We start from the raw sequence: 23030 nt of genomic DNA on the forward strand, positions 1-23030 counted from the left end.
GCGGGCGGCCCTCAGGCAAACCCGACCGGCAGGTTGTCCAGTTTTCTGCCGGCACCATAGTCGCGCTCATGCTGCGACCGGCGGCGGCCGTTGTGGCGAGCGGACAGATCGATCCGGTTTTCAGCAAAGATGCCATCGGCATAAGTGCCGGTGTCATGGCAATCGGTGTCGATTTTGGGGGCAAGGATTTTCAGGATCATCGAGGTTCCTCTACGGCGCACCACCAACACTCGGAAAGGCCGCTTCGTTCCCTTTATAAACTCTGAATTATTAATAAATTAACCATAAGGGCCGGGGTCGGTGCTGCCTTTAGTCAGGTCGTTCTCGCTGGATGACGTTCAATGGGCGACTGATGACGAGGACCTCGGCAGCAGCATGTCCTCGCCCGTCCGGATCAGCCGCGCCGTGCGCGCCATCACCTCGAGCCCCGCCTCGGTCTCGGCAATCTCGGGTGCCATTTTGTCCAGCCCATCGGCCACCTGAAACAGCATCGGCAGCATATCACCCCGTCCGACCGCTTCGGCCGATCTGGCGAGCTTGCGCAACGCCTGCGAATATCGCGATATCAAGGCGAGCTTCTGGTCTGCGGGAATGTTGGAGAACGAATGTTTTTCTTGCGGCGACAGTGTTGACTTCGACATGGACGCGGACCTTTTGGACGTCAATGAACGCGCATCCGCCATTCTTTGTTCCAGCGCGGAATGCTGTGCGAGGATCGGTCGCTGCCTTGTCTCGAAGTGGCGTGGAACTCACCGACCGTGATTGCCGTTGATATCGATGAACACAGGAGGTTTCCATGCAGTTGATCGATACGCGAGTGACACAGGCCGGTGACGTCTTCACCGTCGAATTCTTGGGCGAAGGAGGAGAATCGATCTCCGTCAAGATCGACAACTCTCATGGCGAGCTCGACCACTCCACAGCCGTCGACCACGCCAAGGTGATGATGGTCCAGCTGACCAGCTTTGCGGCCGGGGAGGCGGACGGCAGCATCAACCGTTACGATGCCTTGAGCAATGGCAATTTCGACGAAGGCAGCAAGGGCCTGATCGGCCAGCCGAGCGCACGTTCGACCCATGACAGTAAGGTGCTGGAGGAAGAACTCAATGAAGGTCTTGAGGATAGCTTTCCGGCAAGCGACCCTGTTTCGGCCACGGTGTCGTCCATTCCCGCCAACGCGCGACGGCACTGAACTCATGCGTTTCTCATTCCAAATGTAGGCGAAGGCTGCCCGCTCCACCGGGCAGCCTTCTTCTTGCATGACAGATGGATGTCAAAACTGAGAAACAGCTGAAAACCGGCGGTGTCTGATTGACATGCGAGCCTTCTAGAGAGGGCACGAGAAGGAAGCACGCATCACGCGCTTCCCAGGTCTCGGAGACGCGCCCATGAAAATCATTCAGATCACCGACACCCATTTCAGTCCCAATAAGCCGCATTTCAACGGCAACTGGGCGCCGCTTCTGACCTGGATCGAAGCGACCGGCGCCGACTTGATCGTTCATACCGGCGATCTCACGGTCGACGGTGCCGACAAGGACGAGGACATCACCTTCTCGATGGATCTGATGCGCCAGGTGTCGATCCCGATGCTGATCGTCCCCGGCAATCACGATGTCGGCCACCTCAAGGGATCCGACCAGCCGGTCGATGCCGAGCGGCTGTCGCGCTGGCGCAGCCTTGCCGGTCCCGACCGCTGGCTGGAGGATGCGGCCGGCTGGCGTTTCATCGGATTGAATTCGCTGCTTCTCGGTCATGAGGATGACGAGGAGGAAGCCCAGTTCGAATGGCTCGACCAGGCGCTTTCCGACAGCGCGGGGCGGCGTGTGGCGCTTTTCGCCCACAAGCCGCTGTTCGTCGATGCGCCTGACGAAGGCGATACCGGATATTGGAGCGTTCACCCCGCTCAGCGCCGGCGGCTCTACGATATGATCTCAGCCCATGACGTGGCCCTGTTTGCCAGCGGCCACCTTCACTGGGCCTGGCAGGGCCGCTTCGACAATACCCAACTGACCTGGGGTCCGTCGGCCGCCTTCATCATCGGCAAGATGGAGCGGGAGATGCCGGGCGAGCGTCTGATCGGCGCCGTCGTCCACGAATTCGATGCCGATGTCGAAAGCACTATCGTCGCCGTTCCCGGCATGATCGCTCATGTACTCGACGAGGTCGTGCACGAGGTCTATCCGCAGGCGGTCAGAGAGCGGGAACCCGTCGAATGAGCGCGCTCTCGATTCGCGGCATCACCAAGGCTTTCGGCGACAACCAGATCCTCGATGGCGTCAGCCTCGACGTCGAGGCCGGCGAATTCATCGCGCTGGTCGGCCCCTCCGGCTGCGGCAAGAGCACGCTCTTGCGCATTCTTGCCGGCCTGGACCATGCCGACCGCGGTGAGATCCTGATCCGCGGACGGGACATGTCCGGTGTGGCGGCCGCCGACCGCAACATCGCCATGGTCTTTCAGTCCTACGCGCTCTATCCGCACCTGACGGCCTCGCAAAACATTGCGGTGCCGCTGGCAATGCGCCGGTTGTCGAGAGTAGAGCGGCTGCCTTTCGTGGGATCGCTGATTCCAGGTCAGCGCGCTACCCGCGCGGCGATCGCCCGCGACGTCAGGGAGATGGCGACATCGCTGAAGATCGACCATCTGCTCGATCGCAAGCCCGGCCAGATGTCGGGCGGCCAGCGTCAGCGCGTGGCGCTCGCTCGCGCCATGGTGCGCCAGCCAAGCATCTTCCTGATGGACGAGCCGCTGTCCAACCTCGACGCCAACCTGCGCGTCCATGCCCGCGGCGAGATCGTCGACCTGCATCGGCGCGCCGGCGTGCCGACCCTCTATGTCACCCATGACCAGGCAGAAGCGCTGTCGATGGCAGACCGCGTCGCCGTGATGATGGGCGGCAAATTGCTGCAGATCGCCAGCCCTGAGGTCATCTACGACGATCCCGCCCATATCGAGGTCGCCCGCTTCATCGGCCAGCCGCGCATCAATCTGCTTCCGGCTGCGGCCGAAGGCGGCACCATTGCTTTCGGCGGCTTGCGCCTGACACTTGAAAATGCACCAGACAGGAAGGTGCCGGTCACGCTCGCCATTCGTCCCGAATTCGTCTTTCTGTCCAAGAACCGGCATGACGGCCTTGCCGCCCATGTCGAACGCGTCGAGTTCCTGGGCTCCGAGGTCATACTCCATTGCCGGCTTGATGCGGTCGGCGAGACTGTCGTTGCCAAGGTTCAACCATCCGAAGCCTCGGGCCTTACGGCAGGCGATGCGGTGGGGCTTCGATTGTCGCCGGGCCGCACGCTGATCTTTGCCGAGGACGGCAGCCGGCTGGCCGGCAGCGTTGCAACAGGTGATGCCGGGCTCGGCAACGCCGATGCCGGGCTCGCGATGGGCGATGCCCCGCGGGAGAGGGCGCATGGCTAGCGTTGTTTCCATGGCCGCTCCGCACGATTCTGCTGTTGCGCATCGGCGTAGCGAGGCCCGCATCGCCTGGATGCTGGTGCTGCCGGCAATGATCCTGCTTTTTCTCTTCGTGCTTTTGCCGGTTGCTTCAGTCATCATGCTCGGCTTTACCGATTTCGAACTCGGCTACGGCAAGTTCCGTTTCGTCGGCTTCGAGAATTATGCCCATCTGATCACCGACCGGACGTTTCGCAAATCGCTATGGAATACGACGGTCTATACGGCGATTGTCGCACCGGCCTCGATCTTTCTCGGTCTCGGCATCGCCATGCTGATCGAGAGCGAAACCGCGGCCCGCAGCTTTTTCCGCACTGCCTATTTCCTGCCCGTCGCCTCGCTGATCGTCGCCATGGCGACCGTCTGGCAATATATGTTCCATCCGACGATCGGCCCACTGAACGCGCTGCTGGCGCTTGTCGGGCTTCCCGGCCCGAACTGGCTGGGCAGCTCCGGCACGGTACTTTACAGCCTCTCGATCATCGGCGTCTGGCAATCGGCTGGCTTCAACATGGTGCTGTTCCTGGCCGGGCTGACGGCGATCCCGCGCGAGCTTTACGCGGCCGCCGAAGTGGACGGCGCCAAATCTTCGCTCGACCGCTTCCTGCTGGTCACCTGGCCGATGCTCGGTCCGACGACGCTCTTCGTCATCACCATCAGCATCACCAATGCGGTCAAGGTCTTCGAGACGGTGAAGACGCTGACCGAGGGCGGTCCGAACAAGACGTCTGAAGTGCTGCTCTTCACGATCTACCAGGAGGGCTTCGTCTATCTGCGCGTCGGTTATGCCTCGGCGATGACGGTGGTGTTTCTGCTGATCCTGGTGGTGCTGATGTTCCTGCAGTACCGCCTTCTCGATCGCCGGGTACATTACACATGATGACCAGCGCTTTTTCCCTAGGCAGGATCATCCGCCTGAGCCTGCTTTCCCTAGGGGCGATCATCTTCCTGTCGCCTTACATCTTCATGATCTCCGCGGCCGGCAAGACGCAGAGCGATATCTTCACCTCATCGCTGTCGCTGATCCCGGCGCATCTCGCCTATGTCGAGAATTTCGCCAAGGCTTTGAGCCGGGTGCCGATGGGGCGGCTCCTGTGGAACGGCGTCGTCGTCTGCGGGCTGATCTTCTTCTTTCAGGTGCTGGTGGCGATCCCCTGCGCCTACGCCATGGCCAAACTTCGCTTCGGCGCCGCCCGCGCCATGATGGTGCTGGTCATGCTCGGCCTTCTCGTGCCGATCCATGCGACCGCGCTGCCGCTCTATGTCGCCTTCGACCGTGCCTCGCTGCTCAACAGCTATGCCGCTCTGGTCGCGCCCTTCACCATTTCGGTCTTCGCGATCTTCATGTTCCTGCAGTTCTTTCGCGCCATGCCGGACGATCTCATCCATGCCGCCCGTCTCGACGGCATGTCGGAGGTCGGCATCGTCGCCCGCGTCATCGTGCCGAATGCCTGGCCGGCGGTCACCGCCTTTGCCATCTTCTCGGTCGTCGCCCATTGGAACGACCTTTACTGGCCGCTGATCGTCATCAGCAAGCAGGACTATGCCACGCCGCCGCTCGGCCTGATGTATTTCCGCGCCGCCGAGGCCGGCGACGACTACGGCGCGCTGATGGCGGCGACCCTCATCATTACCCTTCCCCTCGTTGTCGCCTTCCTGCTCGCGCAGAAGCGGTTCGTCGAGGGCATCACCATGACCGGTCTCAAAGGCTGACCGGTTTCAACGTAAGGAGAACGAGCGATGAAACATATCACCCAGCTGCTCGCCGCAGCGGCCGTCTCGATGGCAATCGCGCTTCCCGCGCAGGCCGAGACGACGCTGACGGTCCATTACCCGATGCCGGGTTTCTTCAAGGACGTGATGGACACGATCTCGAAGAAGTTCATGGCTGAGAACCCCGATATCAAGATCCAGTTCGCCAGCCCCTCGGCAACCTATGAAGAAGGCATCCAGACGATCCTTCGCCAGGTCGGCACCAGCGAAATGCCCGACATTACCTTCATCGGCCTGAACCGCCTGCGCATGCTCGACGAACGCGACGTCGCCGTCGACCTCGGCCCGCTCGTCCGGAAGGACGGCAACATGGCCGAACAGGGCTTTTCCGACACGATCCTCAAGCTCGCCCAGGTCAAGGGCAAGCAAGTGGGCCTTGCTTTCGCGACCTCCAATCCGATCATGTATTACAACGCCGATCTCGTGAAGGCGGCTGGCGGCGATCCCGAAAATCCGCCGAAGACCTGGGATGAGGTCATCGCCCTTGGCGGCAAGATCAAGGCGCTCGGCAATGGCGTCGACGGCATCGATTTCCGCTGGCAGGGTGACGACTGGATGTTTTCGGCGCTGCTCTTCGGCGCCGGCGGCAGGATGCTGAGCGACGACGAAGGCAAGGTTGCCTTCAACGGTGCCGAAGGTCAGAAGGCCGTCGAGGTCCTGCATCGCCTGGTCACCGAAGGCGGCATGCCCGTTTTCACCAAACCCGCCGGCGAGCAGGCTTTCGCAGCCGGCAAGGTCGGTTTCGAATTCCAGACGACCGGCGCTCTGCGCAACACGATCAAGAATGTCGGCAGCAAGTTCGATCTGCGCACGGCCAAGATTCCGCTGATCGACCCGGTGAACGGCCATCTGCCGACGGGCGGCAACGCCGTTGTCATCTTGACGCATGATGCTGCCAAGCAGGATGCCGCCTGGAAATTCGCCAAATTCGCCGCCGGCCCTTATGGCGCCTCCGTCGTCGTGCCCGGCACCGGTTACGTTCCGAACAACGAGCTTGCCGCCAAGTCGCCCGAATACCTCGGCGACTTCTACAAGCAGAACCCGCTGTTCCAGGCAGGCCTCAGCCAGATGCCGGTGATGATCCCCTGGTATGCCTTCCCCGGTTCGAACGGCGTCAAGGTCACGCAGACGATCGTCGACAACCTCTCGCGCATCGTCGACCAGTCGGCCGAGCCGAAGGCAGCGCTTGACGACGCAGCCGCCGATGTCGAAGGCATGCTGCCGCGCAGCTGATTGGTTCCTTAGAAGCAATAAAGCAGGCCGCCACGCCGAGCGCTTGGCGGCCTTCGTGTTTCGCACGCTTCAGATGGCGCGCACCGTGCCGCCGCGGCGAAGGGTATAGGCGATATCGAGATGGCGGGCAGGGGCGGCATTCTCCGCCATGTCGAGAAGCAGCGAGGCGGCCGTTGCTCCCATGCTGGCATCCGGCATTTCAATCGTCGTCAGCGGCGGATCGATCAGCCGGCCGATGGCGATGCCGTCGAAGCCGGCGACCGAAACATCCCCGGGCACCGAGAGCCCCTCACGCTTCAGCGCGCCGATGACGCCGAGCGCCAGAAGGTCGTTGGAGGCGATGATCGCCGTCGGAGAAGGCGAGGCCATCGCGACACCGAGATCGAGCTGGTCATAGCCGCCGACGAAGGGGATCTGCATGGCATCGCGCGGTGTCAGCCCATTCTCGGCCATGGCGTCGAGATAACCCTGGTAGCGAAGGCGCGCGCGGTCGGAGGCGGCGAAATTGCCGGAGAGAAACAGAATGCGGCGATGGCCCATGCCGATCAGGAAGGTCGCGATCTCGCGGCCCGCGCCGCGATTGTCGGCGGTGACGGCCGCCGGAAACTGCGCCGTCGGCAGGTTGTTGAGCAGCACGGTCGGCGGCAGCCTGGCAAGCAGCGCCTCGCTGGTCGACGGATCGCAGACGGTGAGGATCAGCCCGGTCGGCCGGTCGTTCAGCAGTGCTGCGACGGCATCGGCCTCGCGCGCCGGGTCGTAATTCGACTGGGCGATCAACACGCCATGGCCGGCAACCAGCATGCGGTTCTGGATGCTCGACAGCGACGAGGCAAAGACCGGATTGGTGATGCTCGGAATCAGCACGCCGACCACCGGCCTGCGCCCAATCCGCCCGACGGACAGGCCGGCCGGGCGGTAGCCGAGTTCCGCCGCGGCGCGGCGCACCTTGCGCACCATCAGGTCGCTGGCCGGTCCGTTGCGGTTGAGTACCCGGCTTGCCGTCGCCAGCGAGCATCCCGCCCTGAACGCGACCTGCTCCAATGTCGCCATCGAAAACGCCTCCTGGTGACAGATAAGGCGCAATCCCTTAGGAGACTTCGATGACATTGGTCTGACACAGGCGGCTAATTCGAGTTTTCACTTCTTATCCAATCACACACATGGAAGTTGAAGCGAAATGCAACCTGTGGAATAGTCAGATCAACGCTTCCCATCTCTTAATGCTTATCTCCTGGACAAGAATGTCTCACAAAATGGAATGCGCCGCCGCCTGGCGGTTTCTCGCGACCGTCTCCCTTGTCGCAAACTTCGCCTCGCCGGCCTATGCGGACACCCTGTCCGCGTCCTGGCCACAGACGCAAAGCGATCTCCAGGCCGATTCCGACGTCCATTTCGGCACGCTCGCCAACGGTATGCGGTTTGCGATCATGCGCAATGCCACACCGCCCGGACAGGCCGCAATCCGCTTTCGCATTGGCGCCGGCTCGCTTGAGGAAAACGACAACCAGCAGGGCCTTGCGCATGTTCTGGAGCACATGGCTTTCAAGGGTTCGACGCATGTCGCCGAAGGGGAGATCATCCGTATCCTGCAGCGCAAGGGCTTGGCCTTTGGACCGGACACCAACGCCCATACCTCTTATGATGAGACTGTCTATGCGCTCGATCTTCCCGAGGTCGATGCCGACACGGTTTCGACGGGCCTGATGCTGATGCGAGAGACGGCAAGCGAGCTGACCCTCGATGCCGGCGCCTTTGATCGCGAGCGCGGCGTCATCCTGTCGGAGGAACGGCTGCGCGATACGCCGCAGTATCGCGCCGGGCTCGGAATCATGAATTCCTTGCTCGCTGGCCAGCGCGCGACCATGCGCGCGCCGATCGGCAAAGCCGACATTATCAGCAATGCGCCGGTGGACCTCGTTCGCGATTATTACCGGGCCAACTACCGGCCGGATCGGGCAACGCTGATGGTGGTGGGCGATATCGACCCCGCCGCCATGGAAATCGAAATCCGGCAGCGCTTCGGCGACTGGAAGGGCGTGGGTCCGACGCCTGCTAAACCGGATCTCGGCACACTGGAGACGAAAGGCGAAAGCACCGGCGTCCTCGTCGTTCCCGGCGGCATGACTAGCGTACAGATCGCCTGGACGCGTCCTTACGACGCCACGGCGGACACCTTCGCCAAGCGCCGCACCGAGCTTGTCGAAGATCTCGGCCTGATGGTGCTCAAACGTCGGGTGAGCACCATCGCCAGCAAGGCGGATGCCCCTTTCATCAGCGCGGGCGTCGGCTCCCAGGATCTCCTCGATTCCGCGCATGTCGTGCTGATCTCGGCAAATTCCGAGCCGGACAAATGGCAGGCAGCCCTCACGGCCATTGACCAGGAACAGCGTCGCATCGAAGAGTTCGGCGTTGCGCAGGCTGAGATCGATCGCGAAATCCTCGAATATCGCTCGGCCCTCCAGGCTGCCGTGGCCGGAGCCGAGACGCGCACGACCACCGACATTGCTTCCACACTGGCCAGCAGCGTCGATGATAATCAGGTCTTCACGTCGCCTGCCCAGGATCTCTCACTGTTCGAAACGATGACGAACGGCGTCACGGCGGCCGAGGTCAATCAGGCCCTGCAACTTGCTTTCACAGGCAACGGTCCGCAGGTCGTGCTGCAGACAGCCCAATCACCGCAGGCCGGCGCCGATGCGGTACGCCAAGCCTATGACGCTTCAAAGGCTATTGCCGTCTCGGCGCCAGCCAGTGTCGCTGACGTCGCCTGGCCCTACACCCATTTCGGCGAACCCGGGGCTGTGGTCGAACGCCGCGCCGTCGATGATCTCGGCTTGACCATGGTGCGCTTTTCCAATGGCGTACGGCTTACCGTCAAGCCGACCAAGCTGCGCGCCAACGAAGTGCTGGTGCGCGAAGATATCGGCCGCGGCCGACTGGATCTACCGCACGACCGTCCCGCCCCGATCTGGGCATCCCCGGCCGTCGCGCTGTCCGGCGTGAGGGCCATGGATTACCAGGATGTACAGAAAGCGCTGACGGCCAACATCGTCGGCATCGACTTCTCGGTCGGCGACAGCTCCTTCCAGTTCGACGGTCGTACACGGACTGAAGATCTTGTGACGCAATTGCAGCTGATGACGGCATATACCTCTGATCCCGCGTACCGCCCCGAGGCGTTCAAGCGTGTGCAGCAGGCCTATTTGAGCGGCCTCGATCAGTATCAGGCGACCCCCGGCGGCGTCGTCAGCCGTGATTTCGCAGGTCTCGTGCATTCCGGCGATCCGCGCTGGACCTTCCCCGATCGCGCTGAGTTGTCCGCCGCCAAGCCAGGCGATTTCGAGGCGGTGTTCCGGCCTATGGTTTCCAGCGGCCCGATCGATATCACCATCGTCGGCGACGTTACGGTGGACGACGCAATCCGGCTGACAGCTGAAACCTTCGGAGCTTTGCCGCCGCGCCCGGAGGCGGGGCCGAGCAATGCTCGGGGCGACGTGCGGTTTCCGGCGGCGAACGAGAAACCCGTTTTGCTGACCCATAGCGGCAGGGCAGACAACGCCGCCGCCGCCGTAGGGGCTCCGATCGGCGATTTGCTCTCCGATCTGCCGCGGTCCTTCACCGCCAATATTGCCACCCAGATTTTCCAAAACAGGCTGATCGACCGGTTTCGTATTACAGAAGGCGCAAGCTACGCCGTGGAGGGCGACGCTAATCTGTCAAGGGAAGTCCCCGGCTATGGCTACGCATTTTTCTATGTCGAGACGGCCCCGGCAAAGATTGCGCGCTTCTATGCTCTTGTCGACGAGATCGCCAACGACCTGCGGGCGCATGATGTCTCTCCGGACGAGTTCGCGCGTGCACGGGAACCCATTATCGAGACACTGAAGCATCAGCGGCAGAGCAACGAATATTGGATCGAATATCTGCGCGGCGCTCAGACGGATGCGCGTCGTTTAGATCGGATACGCGACAATCTCAGCGGCTACGACAAGGTCACCGCCGGCGATATCCGCGAATTTGCCAAGACCTATTTCAGCCCGGAAAAATTCTGGAAATTCGAAGTGCTGCCGGCTGCGGTCCGATAGGCGCTTCGAAGCCCCGCCGGCGCATCTCGTCTCGGATGGGACCGGATCCCGGCGCGAGACATCGTCCCGCGCAGCCGTGCGGAAAAGAGGTGCGTCGTGCACTCGCTCATGAGCGGCGTTTGACCACGCGCATATTCATCTCCGCGCGAAGCGTAAAGCCGAGCGCGAGATAGAGGGAAATGGCGGATGTGTTTGCCGCATAGGTATGCAGATAGGCGGTATCGCCGTTGGATGCGATTTCGCCGGCAACGAAGCGGAAGAGCAGGGTGCCGAGACCGCGCCCCTGGAAATCGGGATGGGTGCAGAGCCCGCTGAGCTCGATGAAACCGGTCTGCCGCATCCGCTGCCCAGCCATCGCCACCAGCTGCCCGTCGCTTCTGATGCCCCAGAAGCTCCCCACGCACTGGGCGCGCAGAGTGAATGGCCCGGGTTTGGTCAGTGTCGCCAAAGCCAGCATGTCGGCGGCGTCGGCCTCCGTCAGCATCTCGATGCGGGAATCCGAAATTTTCGCATTCGGCTGCTCGGCAATCATCTGGACCAACGGTGCCTCCGTGGCGATGGCAAGGCCCGCTGGAATGGCGATCGGCCCGGCTTCGACGAGGATCATGCTCTCCTCCTGCGAAGGCAGGTTCTCGAGGGCGTCGAGGCTTTCGGGCCTATCGTCAGCGGAGGCGGCGAAGGAGACGATCGATGGTGGGTATCGCCGCGCGTTTTCGTTCCCCTCCGCAAGGCCGGCATGCGCCGTCTTAAGCGCGGTCCAGATCGGCCGGTCGAGGATATGGGTCATGCTTCTTCCTCCTTGCCGGGCTTGCGGCGCGCAAGCGGCACCGCCGCAAGCCCGTCCTCGATGGCTGCGAGCTGTTGGAGAATAGGCCCTTCGAGATCGCCGCAAAGATCCGCAACGGCGGCCGCGATGCGCGGCCAGATGACCGTCTTCGAATGATCGACGAGGTCCTGTCCCCTGGCGGTCAGCGAGACCAGTCGGCGGCGCTGATCGTCCGCGGCCGGCTGCATATCGACAAAGTCGAGTTCGAGAAGCTGGCCGATGGTACGCGTTGCACCGGGCTGGGTAATTCCTACTGCCTGGGCAAGCTCGCCGATCGTCAGCGGTCCGGCCCTGTCGATTGCCGCAAGAAAGGGATACTGACCCGCCTGGATGCCGAGACCGGCCTCGTCGATGACCTGCTGCGTATCGGCCTGCAGCCTCTCTCCAATACGCCGCAACCGGCTGCCCATGCACAGAAAGCCGAGCGTTCGGACCACATCCTCGACCATGCCGCCTCTCCATTTACAGTACAGGTTATATAACAGGTTATATAATTGATCAAATCGGAAATTTGGGGGCATGTGAGGCTAACTGCGAGAGCAGCAGAAGGAAAACGCCCTGGCGTGACCCGCCGCATATCGACTTCAGGCGCCACGGTCACCGCACGGCTTGAGGATCGCCGGCCTATATCGCGATGGGCCGCGCCGCCCGCCAGACCAGGGGAACCAGCACCAGGGCGGCGGCCGGAAGCACGATCCAGTTGATCGTCTCCCAGCCGGAACTGTGGAGAAGCGATCCGGCCGAGAAGGACGCGCAGGCGACTGTACCAAAGACAAGGAAGTCGTTTGCACCCTGCACCTTGCTGCGTTCCGCCGGCGTATGGCAGTCGGCCACCATGGCGGTTGCGCCGATGAAGCCGAAGTTCCAGCCGATCCCGAGCAGAACCAGCGAGAGCCAGAAGTGGGCGATGTCGAAGCCGGAGAGCGCGACGGCCGCCGAGCAGCCGATGAGGAGGAGACCGACGGCTGCGATCCGTTCCTTGCCGAAGCGCACTATCAGGCGGCCGGTAACGAAACTCGGGGCATACATGGCGAGAATGTGCCATTGGATCCCCAGTGCCGCCTGGTCGATCGAGTGACCATGCCCGACCATCGCGATCGGTGACGCGGTCATCACGAAGGTCATCAAGCCATACGAAACGACACCGGTTGCGATGGCGAGGAGATAGCGCGGCGAGGTCAAAATCTGGACAAGCGGCCGTTCCGGGGCGCTTTCCGGTGCATGAGCCGCCCGCGGCGTCGATGTGCGAAGAAAGAGCAGCACCGGAAACGCCAAGGCGGCAAGGGCGGCCTGGCTGAGGAAGCTCCCGGCAAAGGGTGTTCCCGGAAGGGCGTCGCGCGTCCAGATGACGAGCTGCGGCCCGATGATCGCGGAGACCAGGCCGCCGACCATGACCCGGGCGATCGCTTTATGGCTCTGCGACCCGGTGGCGTTGTCGGTCGCGGCGAACCGGTAGCTCTGAACATAGGAGGAGTAGAAACCTGCAAGACAGGTGCCGAGACAGAAGACCAGGAAGCTGGAGAGCACGATCCCCAGTGCAGCGATCAGACCGGAGATCATGCCGATCGCCGAGCCCAGCAGATAGCCGGGCTTGCGTCCGAAGCGACGCATCACCCAGGCGGCGGGGAGCGTCCCGAGTGCCAGCCCAAGGCTGAGAAGACTGACGGGAAGGGTAACGAGATCGGGATCCGCTGACAAATGCTGTCCGACCAGACCGCCGAGCGAGACGATGATCGGGGCATTGGCGCCACCGAAGGCCTGCGCAATGGTAAGGACCCAGGAGTTGCGCTTCGCGACTGCCGGGTCGGCCGAGGCTTGATGTATGATGTTCATCTGGAATCCATCTTCGACAGAATGTCGGCGACTGCTCGACCCGCAGCGGTAACTGCGCCGGCAAGGTAACCAGGTTCGGAGGGGCTTGTCTCGCTCTCTGCCAGGATGAGGTGGTCCTTCCACAGGCCAGACACCCATTGCGGCTTCCGGGAAGCGGATGCCCGCCGCCGGCGCACAGCGGCGGTGATCCAGGCCGCAGTCGCGGCGAGGAGCGTCGCCCTCGTGCGCAAGGCGCTCGTGGCGCAGGAACTCGACAGCGGCAGGCTGGTCCATCTGTTGCCGGATATCCGCTGGCCGGTGAAGTGGGCGTATTACATCGTCGCCTCGCCAAAGGCGTTGCGTCGATACCAGGTTGCAGCGTTTCACGACTGGCTAGCCTCACGCCCGATGTAACGCCGAGGAGTAATCCCCGAACGCAAGACTGATCGCTTCAAACAGCCATATTCGAGGCTGCCGACATCACTTCCCGAGGGGCGGGACCGCCGAACATATGGCGACCACCCTCTTCGACTTCCGTGAAACACCAGCGCACGACGCCATCCCGATCGAGCAGGAATTCGCCGACAAGCTGGCCATAGCCGGTAGCGATCATCTGCGTGTCATCCTCAGTGAATTCGTAACCATCCGCCTTGTCGAGATAGTCCACCGCCGCCATCACGTCCATGGGCTCCGGGAGCTCGCCCGGCATGTCGATACGCATCGAGGTCACCGTGCTCATGCTGAGCTTGTGCGGCCAGTCATTCTCGGCTTCGGTGAACTGGACATTTGGCAGGCCGAACGCCCTGTGCGACATCCGCTCAGGGTCGGAGGCCGCCAGCAGGTTGGGAAGCGGGTGGTAGCGGAAATAGAGGCGGGCACGGTCGATCGGCGTATTCACCACAGTCAGGCTGTCGATACCTTTTTCCTGCAATGCACCGGTGAGTTCGGCCATGGCGGCGATCTGCCGGCGGCAGAAGGGGCAATGCAGTCCGCGGAACAGCCCGACAAGCACCGGCTTTTGACCGCGAAAATCGTCGATGGCGATCTTGCCCTGGCGGGTGATCGCATCCAGCACCACGTTCGGCGCGCGATCTCCAGGCTGCAATGGTCTTTCCGAGTGGTTCTCCTGCATGTTTAATTCCTCCCTTTATCTGTCTGAATCAGTTCGACTAACCGATCTCCAGTCGTGGTACGAAGAGGAGGATCAGTCGAGGAACGGCAAGACGACAAGTGTGCCTGGATCGAGGTTGTGGCGAATGCACACATCCTGTGCCAGCGTGAAATACCGCTCCGCCTCGTCCATGTCGTCATGCTCGAGGCTCAGTGTCGCCAAGCCATCATAGCACGGAAAGAGCAGTTGCGGCTCGTCAATTTCCTTCGCAACCTCAAGGGCTTCCTCGTAATACTTACGAGCTAGCTTCGGCTCCCCGTGGCACTGATGAATCTGCCCGAGGACGATCAGCGGCACGGAGAGATGATCGCGCTGATCGAGAGCCCGGTCGATTTCGACGGCCTTCTCCGCCGACGGAACACCCTCGGCGGCGCAGCGATCGGTAAAGGTACAGCAGGAAACGGCGAGATTGGCGAGAAGCCGCGCCTGGAAGCCGAGATCGCCGATACGGGTGGCGACCTCCAGTCCGCGCCGGCAGATCCTGATGGCGTTGGCCGGGTCGACGATAGTGTAGAGAACGCCGAGATTGGAATAGGCGCGGCACGCTGCACTTTGCAAATCGGCCTTTTCGGCGACCGCAAGGCTGCGCTCCACTTCCTGCACGGCATCGCGGCGGCGTCCAAGGCGCGCCAGAGCCACACCCTTGGTGTTCAGCGCCTCCGCCATCGCGCGCGCCGCCTCCCGCCCGGCCTCGGTCGTTCCGTCGACCGGCAGCGTCTGCAGGCATTGCAGCGCCTGCGTCGCCCACTCGGCGGCGGCAGCTTGATCGCCCATGCGGAAGGCGAGATGGCCGCGCTCCTGCAGCAGATGCGCGTGCTCGACCGGCGCATCGATCGTCGCGATCATCGCTTCGGCCGCGGCGCAATGGGTCTCCGCCTGGTCGCGGCGCCCCGCATCAAGATGCAGACGGCCAATCTTTCGCAATATCCTCGCTGCAGCTATCCGGTCGTCTTTGGCGCGGTGGATCGCCAGCGCGCTATGATAATGGTTCAAGGCATCGTCGCGCCGGCCCGCAGGACCACAAAGATCGGCAAGACGCTCCAGCAGCGCCAATTGCTCCGGCGTCACCTCCGGCTCGTTGGCAAAGGCCGCAAGCGCCTGACGGTAAAGGCGCATCGCATCGTCATTGGCATAGGTTTTGCGCGCCAGATCGCCCGCCGCCATCAGATACCCGGCTCCCTTGGCCTTTTCGGTCGTCAGGCTGAAGTGATGGCCGAGCTGCGCCAGATGCTCCGGCCGATCGGGCGCCGCGCCATATTGGTGTTCCAGAACCCGGCCGATCCGAAGATGAAGCTCCATGCGCCGTTGCAACAGGAGATTATGGTAGATGACGTCGTGCATCAGCGTCTGGCTGAAACGATAGCCCGGCAACCCGCCGGCATCGGGACCGCGCAATTCTTCGATGATATTGGCATCGCAGAGAAAATCCAACGCGGCATCGATCGCGCCGGGGTCGGTCGCCACGGTGCGGAGGAGGGCGGTATCGAACTTCGGGCCGACCACCGCCGCCTCCTGCGCCAACCGTCTTATCTCTTGCGGCAGACGATCGACGCGAGCAAGCAACAGCGCTTGCAGATTGACGGGTATATCGACATCCGTATCGTCGGCCGCGAAATGCCAGCGCTGACCGTCATTGTGCAACGTGCCCATGTCGATCAGCACCCTAAGGATTTCTTCGATGAAAAGCGGATTGCCGCCGGCGCGGTCAAGGATCCGCTTTCGCATCGTCACCGGCAACTTGCCATGACCCTCGCCGAAAAAGGCAGCAAGCAGCTTCTGCCCCTCGGCTGCAAAGAGCGGTTCAAGACGCTGCACGGTGACGTTGACGCGATTGGAGTTCAGCGGATCGGTCTGCGATGTCGGCCGGTAGATCGCAAGCAGCATCAGCCGGCTGCGCTCCAGCCGATCCATCATGAAGCGGAGCACTTCCAGCGAGGCAACGTCCGCCCAGTGCAGATCCTCGATGACAAGCAGCAAGGGACCTTGCGCCAACCGCCGCTCGAAGACGGTGCGCACCGCATAGAAGATCTGTCGTCGCAACTGTTCCGGCTCGATGTGCCGTAACGCCCCGTCGGGATCGCCGAGACCGAGGACATGCAGAAAGAGCGGCAAAAGTCCCTCGACGTCCTCCTGCGTGAGATCGAGCGCGCGGAAACCTGTCGTCAGCAGTTGCCGTGTCCTGTCGAGATCATCCCGCTCGCCGATGCCATAAGCGCTGCGCACAACCGCGGCGAGGGTGCCATAGGATTGCTCGCCGAGGGGAGAGCAGGTGGCTCTGCGTATGGCAAGGCCCTGGAATCGGGCCGCATTGGCGGCGGTCCCGACGAACTCGTCGACCAGCCGCGACTTGCCGATACCGGCCTCGCCGATCAAGCGGACGAGCTGCGCCGCACCGCCGCAGGCAAGATCGAGGCATGTCAGCAACCGCGACAACTCCGTATCCCGTCCGATCATCGGCGCCTGAAGGCCGAAACTTTCGAGCCCGCGCGCCGTATGCGGCGCTTCCAGCAGCCCGGTCAGCCGATGGACGAGGACGTTTCCGCTTTTGCCGCGCAGGGTCTGTGCGCCCAGACTGTCGAAGGCAAAGGCATGGCGGGTGAGCCGATAGGTCAATGGCCCGACCAGGATATCGTTTTCGCCGGCCATCGATTGCAGGCGCTGGGCGGTGTTCACCGTGTCGCCGGTTACGGAATAGGATTTTGTGCTGACTGCGCCGAAGCCGCCGGTGACAACAGGTCCGCTATTGATGCCGATATGCAGACGCAGCGGCACGCCGGCGCGTGAGCGCCAGCGCGCGCCGACTGCAGTCGCCCGACCGATCATATCGAGTGCGGCCCCGAGCGCCCGAACCGGATCGTCCTCATGTGCGACCGGCGCGCCGAACAGCGCCAGCAGCGCATCGCCGACGAACTTGTCGACGAAGCCGCCATAGGCCTCGACCGCCTGGGTCATCTCTTCGAACAATTCGTTCTGCAGCAGCCGCATGATTTCAGGATCGATCTGCTCGCTCAGCGTCGTGAAACCGCAGAGATCGGCAAAGAGCACGGTCACCGGCCGCCGGTCGGCGTCGCCATCGGATTTGGACGGCACCACCTCGATGCTTGGCTTCGGCGCAGGCTGGGCTTTGCCTGAGATCGACGCGCCACATTTGGGGCAAAAGGCAAAATCGGGCTGACAGGGATTGCCGCAAGCGGCGCAGGAAAGAGGCTGCCTTGCGCCGCATCGCGGACAGAAGGCAAAACCGCTTTGAACATCGAAACCGCAGCCGGCGCACTCCATCGCAGGCATCTCACGAAAACCGATATGTGACGGCTAGGTCAGCCGCAACCACGGGCCCTTAAAACAGAGGATCAGCATGAACCTGCTGCCCCGTGCCGGCAAGCACTAAACAGCCGGGGGAACGCCGATTGCCGTTGAATACATGGCGCTCTTGAGATCCGCGCCGAATGTCGGATGACGTCATCTCGTCCCTGCAAGAAACTGCCGAAATCTTTCGGATTTCGGATTGGTAAAAAGTTCGTCAGGTTCGCCCGCTTCTTCGACGACACCCTTGTGAAGAAATACCACTTTACTGGAAACGTCTCGCGCGAACCCCATCTCATGCGTTACAACCAGCATGGTCCGACCTTCCTCAGCAAGAGAGCGCATCACCTTGAGCACTTCTCCGTTCGGGATCAAGCGCAGAGGTCGGCTCGTCAAACAGCATGACCCTGGGCCGCTGCGCGAGTGCGCGAGCGATCGCAGCCCGTTGCTGCTGCCCGCCAGACAAGTGCGCGGGATAGAAATTTCGCTTGTCGACGATGCCGACCCGTTCGAGCAGAGCTTCAGCCTCGGCGATGCATTCGGCGCGGTTGCGTTTCTGCACGTGCACCGGCGCTTCGATCACATTCTCCAGGATGGTCATATGAGACCAAAGGTTGAAGCTCTGAAACACCATGCCGATGTGTTCGCGCATCCGATCGACTTGCCTGCGGTCAGCGGGCTCCGTTCTATGCCCCGCTTTCTTCAGAGCATACATCTCACCGCTGATGCGAATTTCTCCGCTGTCGGGGACTTCGAGCATATTGAGGCACCTGAGCATCGTCGATTTTCCGGAGCCGGATGAACCGAGAATGGAAATCACATCTCCCTCATGTGCTTCCAGGGAGACCCCCTTCAAGACTTCCAGTGGGCCAAAGCATTTCCGAAGATCCTTGACCGAAACGGCAGCGCTTTTATCATTGTTGTCGCTTGCCAAAACTGTTCCCCTGTCAGACATGCACACTCCCGTTTAAGATTGCAGCCGCATGCGCATGTGAGGCGAAAGCCAAAATTCGACCACCATGAGCATGCGCGTAACGACGAAAATGATCGCAAGGTAGATCGCGCCTGCGACGATGAAGATCTCGAAAGCGCGGAAGCTGTCGGCGATCAATTTTCCAGCCAGGCCGGTGACTTCCATGATCGTGATGACAGACGCGAGTGCCGTTGCTTTGAGCATCAGGATGATCTCGTTGCCATAAGCTGGCAGCGCATGCCTGATGGCAATCGGCAGGATGATGCGTCTGAACAAAAGAACGCCCGACATGCCGCAAGCGCGTGCCGCCTCGATCTCCTGGATGGAGACGGCCTGCAGGCCGCCACGGAAAATTTCGCTGCAGTAGGCCGCGGTGTTCAGAGTGAGCGCTAGCACCGCACACCAGTAGGGTTCGCGAAAGAACCCCCAGACGCCAAGATCCTGTAGCTCATGCCGGAATTGGCCAAGTCCATAGTAGATCAGGAACATTTGGACGAGCAGGGGCGAACCCCTGAATATGAAGACATAAGCGCCGGTTAAGGTTCGACCCATCGCACCGCCGGTCACGGCCAGCAGCGAAATCGCAAGCGCCAAGGCGCTTCCTGCGAGGATGGATGTAATTGCAAGCTCAAGGGTTAGCGGCAAACCGCCCAGAAGCGTGAGAAACGTTTCCCACAGAAAGCCCGTATCCATCACAACGCCCCCCTTATGCCCTGGGTCGTTCGAGCTTCCATGCGTCGGAACAGGATTGAAGAGAACCAAGTGATGACGAGATAGAGGACAACCGCCATCAGGTAGAACTCGAAGGGCCGGCGGGTAGAGCCGGCCGCGATTTGCGATTGGCGCAGGAGTTCGACCAGACCTGTGACAGAGACCAATGCGGATTCCTTCAGCACGAGTTGCCACGTATTTCCGAGACCCGGAATGGCGTAACGAAGGACGAGTGGAGCAACGATGCGCCTGAATTTAGGCCATGGCCGCATACCGACGGCGCTGGCGGCTTCGATTTCACCGCGTGCAACCGATCTGTAGGCTCCGCGAAAAACCTCAGCCTGATAGGCGGCCGAAACCACGCCAAGCGCCAGGGTTCCGGTTAGAAATGCCGGCATTCCGATGAATCCTTGATAGCCGAACAGACCCCCCACGGATCCGAGGAATGCACTGCCGCCAAAATAGAAGAGATAGATGACCAGAAGGTCCGGCACACCGCGCAGAATGGTCGTGTAACCGTCGGCGAGCCATCGGATGGCCATGTGACGGGATAGCTGCATGAAGGTGATAATCGTGCCGATTACCGTTCCAGCGAGAAAACCGCAGACGGATACACCGATTGTCATGGCGGCTGCGGTCAGAAGGAGCCAACCCCAACCCGTTTGCCCGAAGCCAACCAGAGCCAGGTAACTGTCGATAGGTGCCATGCGTGGACCTCTCGGTGAAGGATCGGGTTTCAGTCAGTCGGCCGCTCGCCGATGCGCCCAGATGCGCTGGAGCTTCGACATGTTTTTCAGCGAGCTTTGAACATGGGCGCGGGCTGCGTCTGCGGCGGCTTCCCTGTCGCGTGCACAGATGGCGTCTGCGATTGCCCGGTGCTCGTCGAGATCCGTGTGCTCCAGATCGACCCAAAGGACTTCGAGCCAAAGGGCCAGGCGAAGCTGCTGGTAAACTTGATCCGTCGCCCTTACGAGCGCCTCGTTGCGAGTCGATTCCACGATGACGCGATGGATGTATAGTCCAAGATCGAGGTTGCGGGCCGCGTCGGACGGCGTCTTGTTGGTCGTCTCCTTGAGTTCCACCATCTGGGCAATGACACCCCGAAGCCGATCGAGGTCTTCCTCGGTCGCCACCTCGCAGGCGAGCTGGGCGGCGCAAACATCGAGCGCTTCACGAACGACCAGCAAATTGCAGAACTTGGTGACATCAAGATCGGTCACCGTATAGCCAAAATTACGCTGCCCGACGATGAGCCCTTCCTCTTCAAGCTTCATCAGCGCTTCACGCAACGGCGTTCGGCTGACGCCGAAGCGCTTGGCCAGTGAAATTTCTGAAAGGCGCTCCGAGGGGCGGAGCTGGCCGCTCAGGATCAGGTCCTTCAATTGCGAATATGTGCTTTCACGCAATGATCCTCGCTGTTCCGTTTTGGTCGATGCCAAGCAATTCCCCTTCCATCTCTGGTCCATTCACCGGTCCGGCGAACGCCATCATAACTTTTTCCCTCTTGCTCGATCAAGAAGAATACGATTATGTATACAATGTTGACTACAACACGCAATGGTTCTAATCGGCTTTTTGAACGCGGCTTGAGATTTGGTTCAGGACATGGAGGCTCAATGCCGGAGATTCTCAATCTGGACGACCTGCGGAAGCGCTATTCCAACGCTTCAGGCGCTGAGATGTTCGATCCGGAGTTTCGAAAGGTCGCCGAATTGGTCTTTGGCGAGGGGGATAGTCGCCAGGCGCCCTATAGCGGCGTTCCGACATTGCTGAGGGCCCCGTATCGTCCAGACGCCGCACCCGATTTTGCGGGTATGGACATTGCGCTTTTCGGAATACCGATGGATCTCGGGGTGACGAACCGATCGGGTGCGCGGTTCGGGCCGAGAGCCGTCCGCAATGTCGATCGGGTTGGGCCTTATGATCATGTTTTGCGGGCCGTCCCGACGGCGCATGCACGCATTGCCGATATCGGCGATGTCCCATTCAAAAGCCGCTTTGATCTTGCTGCCTCTCATGACGATATCGAAGGATTTGTCCGCAGGTTGGTAGAGGCGGACGTTGTGCCGCTTGCAGTCGGCGGCGACCACTCGGTCGGCCTTCCCATTCTCAAGGCCGTTGGCAGGGATCGACCTGTGGGGATGATCCACATTGACGCCCATTGTGACACTGGTGGTTCATTTGAGGGGTGCAAGTTCCATCATGGCGGACCGTTCCGCCAAGCGGTACTGGATGGTGTGCTTGATCCCAGGCGGACTGTCCAGATCGGAATTCGAGGGAATTCCGAGTATCTCTGGGAATTTTCCTATGCTTCCGGCATGACCGTCATACATGCCGAAGACGTTGGCGATCTCGGCATAAAGGCCGTAATCGCAAAAGCGAGAGAGATCGTCGGATCGGGTCCAACCTACGTCAGCTTCGACGTCGACTCTCTGGATCCGGCATTTGCGCCTGGCACGGGAACGCCCGAGGTCGGTGGACTGACCTCCGCCCAGGCCCTTGGCATTTTGCGCGGTCTTATAGGGTTGGACATCGTCGGCGGCGACGTCGTCGAGATCGCTCCGCAATACGACCCAACGTCGAACACGGCGCAAATTGCCGCTCAGGTTCTATTCGAACTCCTCTGCCTTGCGGCCGAGGCAATCAAGGTTCGCGCGTCCTAGCAATCGGCTGGATGTCGCGAAGTCTGCAACCGCCTTGCTTGGGAATAGGGCAGGGCGCAAAAAGGGGAATAGAGACATGCAACTATCAAAGCTTTTGTTGACGTCCGCTCTGCTCGGCGTCATGTCGGCCGGCGCTGCCACCGCGCAGACAAAACCAACCGAGATCACAATTGCGACCGAGGGCGCGTACGAGCCCTGGAATTTTACCGGTCCTGACGGCAAGCTCGCGGGGTTCGAGATCGATCTCGCCAATGACCTTTGCGCCCGCATGAAGATCAAATGCACCATCGTGGCCCAGGACTGGGACGGGCTGATTCCGTCGCTCAATGCCAAGAAGTTCGACGCCATCATGGCCTCGATGATCGTTACCGAAAAGCGTCTGGCGGTCATCTCGTTCAGCAAGCCCTACGCCCCGACCGCCGCCGCATTCATGGTCGACAAAACCGGTCCTCTGGCAGATTTGCCGGGGACGGGGACGACGGTCGACCTTGCCGCAGACAAGGCGAAGGTCGAGCAGGAATTGCAGCCGCTTCGAGACGCCCTCAAAGGCAAGGCCGTGGGCGCCCAGGTTTCAACGGCGAACGCAGCTTTTCTCGACGCCTATTTCAAGGGCGTTGTCGATCCAAGAGAATACAAGACCGTCGAGCAACATGACCTGGACCTCCAGGCCGGTCGCATCGACGCCGTGGTTGCCCAGAAAACGTCATTGACTGCAACCCTCGGAAAGGACGACTTCAAAGACTACAAGATCGCCGGCCCGACCTTCAAAGGCGGAGTCTTCGGACAGGGGATCGCGGCGGGTATCCGCAAGGACGATACAGTCTTGAAGTCGATGTTCGACGCTGCGATCGACGCGGCGGAAGCGGACGGCACGATCAACAAGCTTGCGCAGAAGTGGATCAAGACATCTCTTGATTGATTAAGCAGTCAAGCTCCCATTCCGGCAGCGATTGGCGGCCGGTGCACCGAGAGGTCGCACCGGCCGCCGGGCAAAGCTTTGCCAAACGTCGCCGTCGAAACACA

General features: G+C 61.4%; 21 protein-coding genes and 1 pseudogene. 10 read left to right on the forward strand and 12 right to left on the reverse strand.

Features of this window, described 5'->3' with window-relative positions; genetic code table 11:
• Positions 1 to 11: 11 nt before the first annotated feature.
• Positions 12 to 200 carry a hypothetical protein gene (locus HJB84_RS11575; RefSeq protein WP_221115979.1) on the reverse strand — a complete coding sequence of 63 codons (189 nt, stop codon included), beginning with the start codon at positions 198 to 200 and terminating at the stop codon, positions 12 to 14.
• 138 nt (positions 201 to 338) lie between these two features.
• Entirely contained in the window at positions 339 to 641 is a 303-nt protein-coding gene (locus HJB84_RS11580; RefSeq protein WP_207584312.1) for a hypothetical protein, read from the reverse strand.
• A gap of 155 nt (positions 642 to 796) precedes the next feature.
• Between HJB84_RS11580 and HJB84_RS11585 the strand changes: the two genes are divergently transcribed.
• From HJB84_RS11585 to HJB84_RS11610, 6 genes are all read left to right on the forward strand, one after another.
• Complete coding sequence (locus HJB84_RS11585; RefSeq protein WP_221115980.1) at positions 797 to 1192, forward strand: hypothetical protein; 396 nt, start codon at positions 797 to 799, stop codon at positions 1190 to 1192.
• 196 nt (positions 1193 to 1388) lie between these two features.
• Positions 1389 to 2219 (forward strand): metallophosphoesterase, encoded by an 831-nt coding sequence (locus HJB84_RS11590; RefSeq protein WP_221115981.1) that lies wholly within the window; start codon positions 1389 to 1391, stop codon positions 2217 to 2219.
• The gene (locus tag HJB84_RS11595; protein WP_221115982.1) at positions 2216 to 3421 is read left to right on the forward strand and encodes an ABC transporter ATP-binding protein; all 1206 of its coding nucleotides are present in this window, start codon (positions 2216 to 2218) and stop codon (positions 3419 to 3421) included. Before HJB84_RS11590 ends, HJB84_RS11595 begins: the two co-directional genes overlap by 4 nt.
• On the forward strand, positions 3414 to 4337 hold the full coding sequence (locus tag HJB84_RS11600) for a carbohydrate ABC transporter permease (protein ID WP_221115983.1): 924 nt from the start codon (positions 3414 to 3416) through the stop codon (positions 4335 to 4337). The genes HJB84_RS11595 and HJB84_RS11600 overlap by 8 nt, the downstream gene beginning before the upstream one ends.
• On the forward strand, positions 4334 to 5170 hold the full coding sequence (locus HJB84_RS11605) for a carbohydrate ABC transporter permease (protein ID WP_221115984.1): 837 nt from the start codon (positions 4334 to 4336) through the stop codon (positions 5168 to 5170). Before HJB84_RS11600 ends, HJB84_RS11605 begins: the two co-directional genes overlap by 4 nt.
• Before the next feature lie 27 nt (positions 5171 to 5197).
• Positions 5198 to 6463, forward strand: a complete 1266-nt coding sequence (locus HJB84_RS11610) for an ABC transporter substrate-binding protein (protein WP_221115985.1) — start codon at positions 5198 to 5200, stop codon at positions 6461 to 6463.
• Positions 6464 to 6532: 69 nt separating this feature from the next.
• On the opposite strand, the gene HJB84_RS11615 is transcribed toward HJB84_RS11610, so the two are convergent.
• A complete protein-coding gene (locus HJB84_RS11615; protein ID WP_221115986.1) occupies positions 6533 to 7513 on the reverse strand; it encodes a substrate-binding domain-containing protein in 981 nt (326 codons plus the stop codon).
• Positions 7514 to 7704: 191 nt separating this feature from the next.
• On the opposite strand from HJB84_RS11615, the gene HJB84_RS11620 reads away from it, so the two are divergent.
• A complete protein-coding gene (locus HJB84_RS11620; RefSeq protein ID WP_207580488.1) occupies positions 7705 to 10548 on the forward strand; it encodes a pitrilysin family protein in 2844 nt (947 codons plus the stop codon).
• Between the two features lie 106 nt (positions 10549 to 10654).
• Here HJB84_RS11620 and HJB84_RS11625 read toward each other — a convergent pair whose 3' ends face one another.
• From HJB84_RS11625 to HJB84_RS11635, 3 genes are all read right to left on the reverse strand, one after another.
• On the reverse strand, positions 10655 to 11335 hold the full coding sequence (locus tag HJB84_RS11625) for a GNAT family N-acetyltransferase (RefSeq protein ID WP_221115987.1): 681 nt from the start codon (positions 11333 to 11335) through the stop codon (positions 10655 to 10657).
• Entirely contained in the window at positions 11332 to 11823 is a 492-nt protein-coding gene (locus HJB84_RS11630) for a MarR family winged helix-turn-helix transcriptional regulator (RefSeq protein WP_221115988.1), read from the reverse strand. The genes HJB84_RS11625 and HJB84_RS11630 overlap by 4 nt, the downstream gene beginning before the upstream one ends.
• 175 nt (positions 11824 to 11998) lie before the next feature.
• A complete protein-coding gene (locus HJB84_RS11635) occupies positions 11999 to 13207 on the reverse strand; it encodes an MFS transporter (protein WP_221115989.1) in 1209 nt (402 codons plus the stop codon).
• A 183-nt stretch (positions 13208 to 13390) separates the two neighbouring features.
• Here HJB84_RS11635 and HJB84_RS11640 point away from each other — a divergent pair, with 183 nt between their 5' ends.
• Complete coding sequence (locus HJB84_RS11640) at positions 13391 to 13600, forward strand: hypothetical protein (protein ID WP_259671076.1); 210 nt, start codon at positions 13391 to 13393, stop codon at positions 13598 to 13600.
• A gap of 37 nt (positions 13601 to 13637) precedes the next feature.
• Here the strand turns inward: HJB84_RS11640 and HJB84_RS11645 are convergent, their stop codons facing one another.
• The 6 genes and pseudogenes from HJB84_RS11645 to HJB84_RS11670 form a co-directional block, all read right to left on the reverse strand.
• Positions 13638 to 14318, reverse strand: coding sequence for a peroxiredoxin-like family protein (locus tag HJB84_RS11645; protein WP_207580492.1), 681 nt, complete (start codon positions 14316 to 14318; stop codon positions 13638 to 13640).
• A 72-nt stretch (positions 14319 to 14390) separates the two neighbouring features.
• Positions 14391 to 17636, reverse strand: a complete 3246-nt coding sequence (locus HJB84_RS11650; RefSeq protein WP_207584313.1) for an adenylate/guanylate cyclase domain-containing protein — start codon at positions 17634 to 17636, stop codon at positions 14391 to 14393.
• A gap of 180 nt (positions 17637 to 17816) precedes the next feature.
• Positions 17817 to 18615: pseudogene (locus HJB84_RS11655) on the reverse strand (ABC transporter ATP-binding protein).
• Between the two features lie 12 nt (positions 18616 to 18627).
• The gene (locus HJB84_RS11660; protein WP_207580494.1) at positions 18628 to 19326 is read right to left on the reverse strand and encodes an ABC transporter permease; all 699 of its coding nucleotides are present in this window, start codon (positions 19324 to 19326) and stop codon (positions 18628 to 18630) included.
• The gene (locus HJB84_RS11665) at positions 19326 to 20051 is read right to left on the reverse strand and encodes an ABC transporter permease (protein ID WP_207580495.1); all 726 of its coding nucleotides are present in this window, start codon (positions 20049 to 20051) and stop codon (positions 19326 to 19328) included. Before HJB84_RS11665 ends, HJB84_RS11660 begins: the two co-directional genes overlap by 1 nt.
• 33 nt (positions 20052 to 20084) lie before the next feature.
• A complete protein-coding gene (locus HJB84_RS11670; protein WP_221115990.1) occupies positions 20085 to 20810 on the reverse strand; it encodes a GntR family transcriptional regulator in 726 nt (241 codons plus the stop codon).
• 150 nt (positions 20811 to 20960) lie between these two features.
• Here HJB84_RS11670 and speB point away from each other — a divergent pair, with 150 nt between their 5' ends.
• Together speB and HJB84_RS11680 are read left to right on the forward strand one after the other, a co-directional pair.
• Positions 20961 to 22007, forward strand: a complete 1047-nt coding sequence (gene speB, locus HJB84_RS11675; protein ID WP_221115991.1) for an agmatinase — start codon at positions 20961 to 20963, stop codon at positions 22005 to 22007.
• A 76-nt stretch (positions 22008 to 22083) separates the two neighbouring features.
• Complete coding sequence (locus tag HJB84_RS11680) at positions 22084 to 22926, forward strand: transporter substrate-binding domain-containing protein (protein ID WP_207584314.1); 843 nt, start codon at positions 22084 to 22086, stop codon at positions 22924 to 22926.
• Positions 22927 to 23030 lie beyond the last annotated feature (104 nt).

This window comes from Rhizobium sp. NZLR1b (genome assembly GCF_019685155.1).
Classification (GTDB): domain Bacteria; phylum Pseudomonadota; class Alphaproteobacteria; order Rhizobiales; family Rhizobiaceae; genus Rhizobium.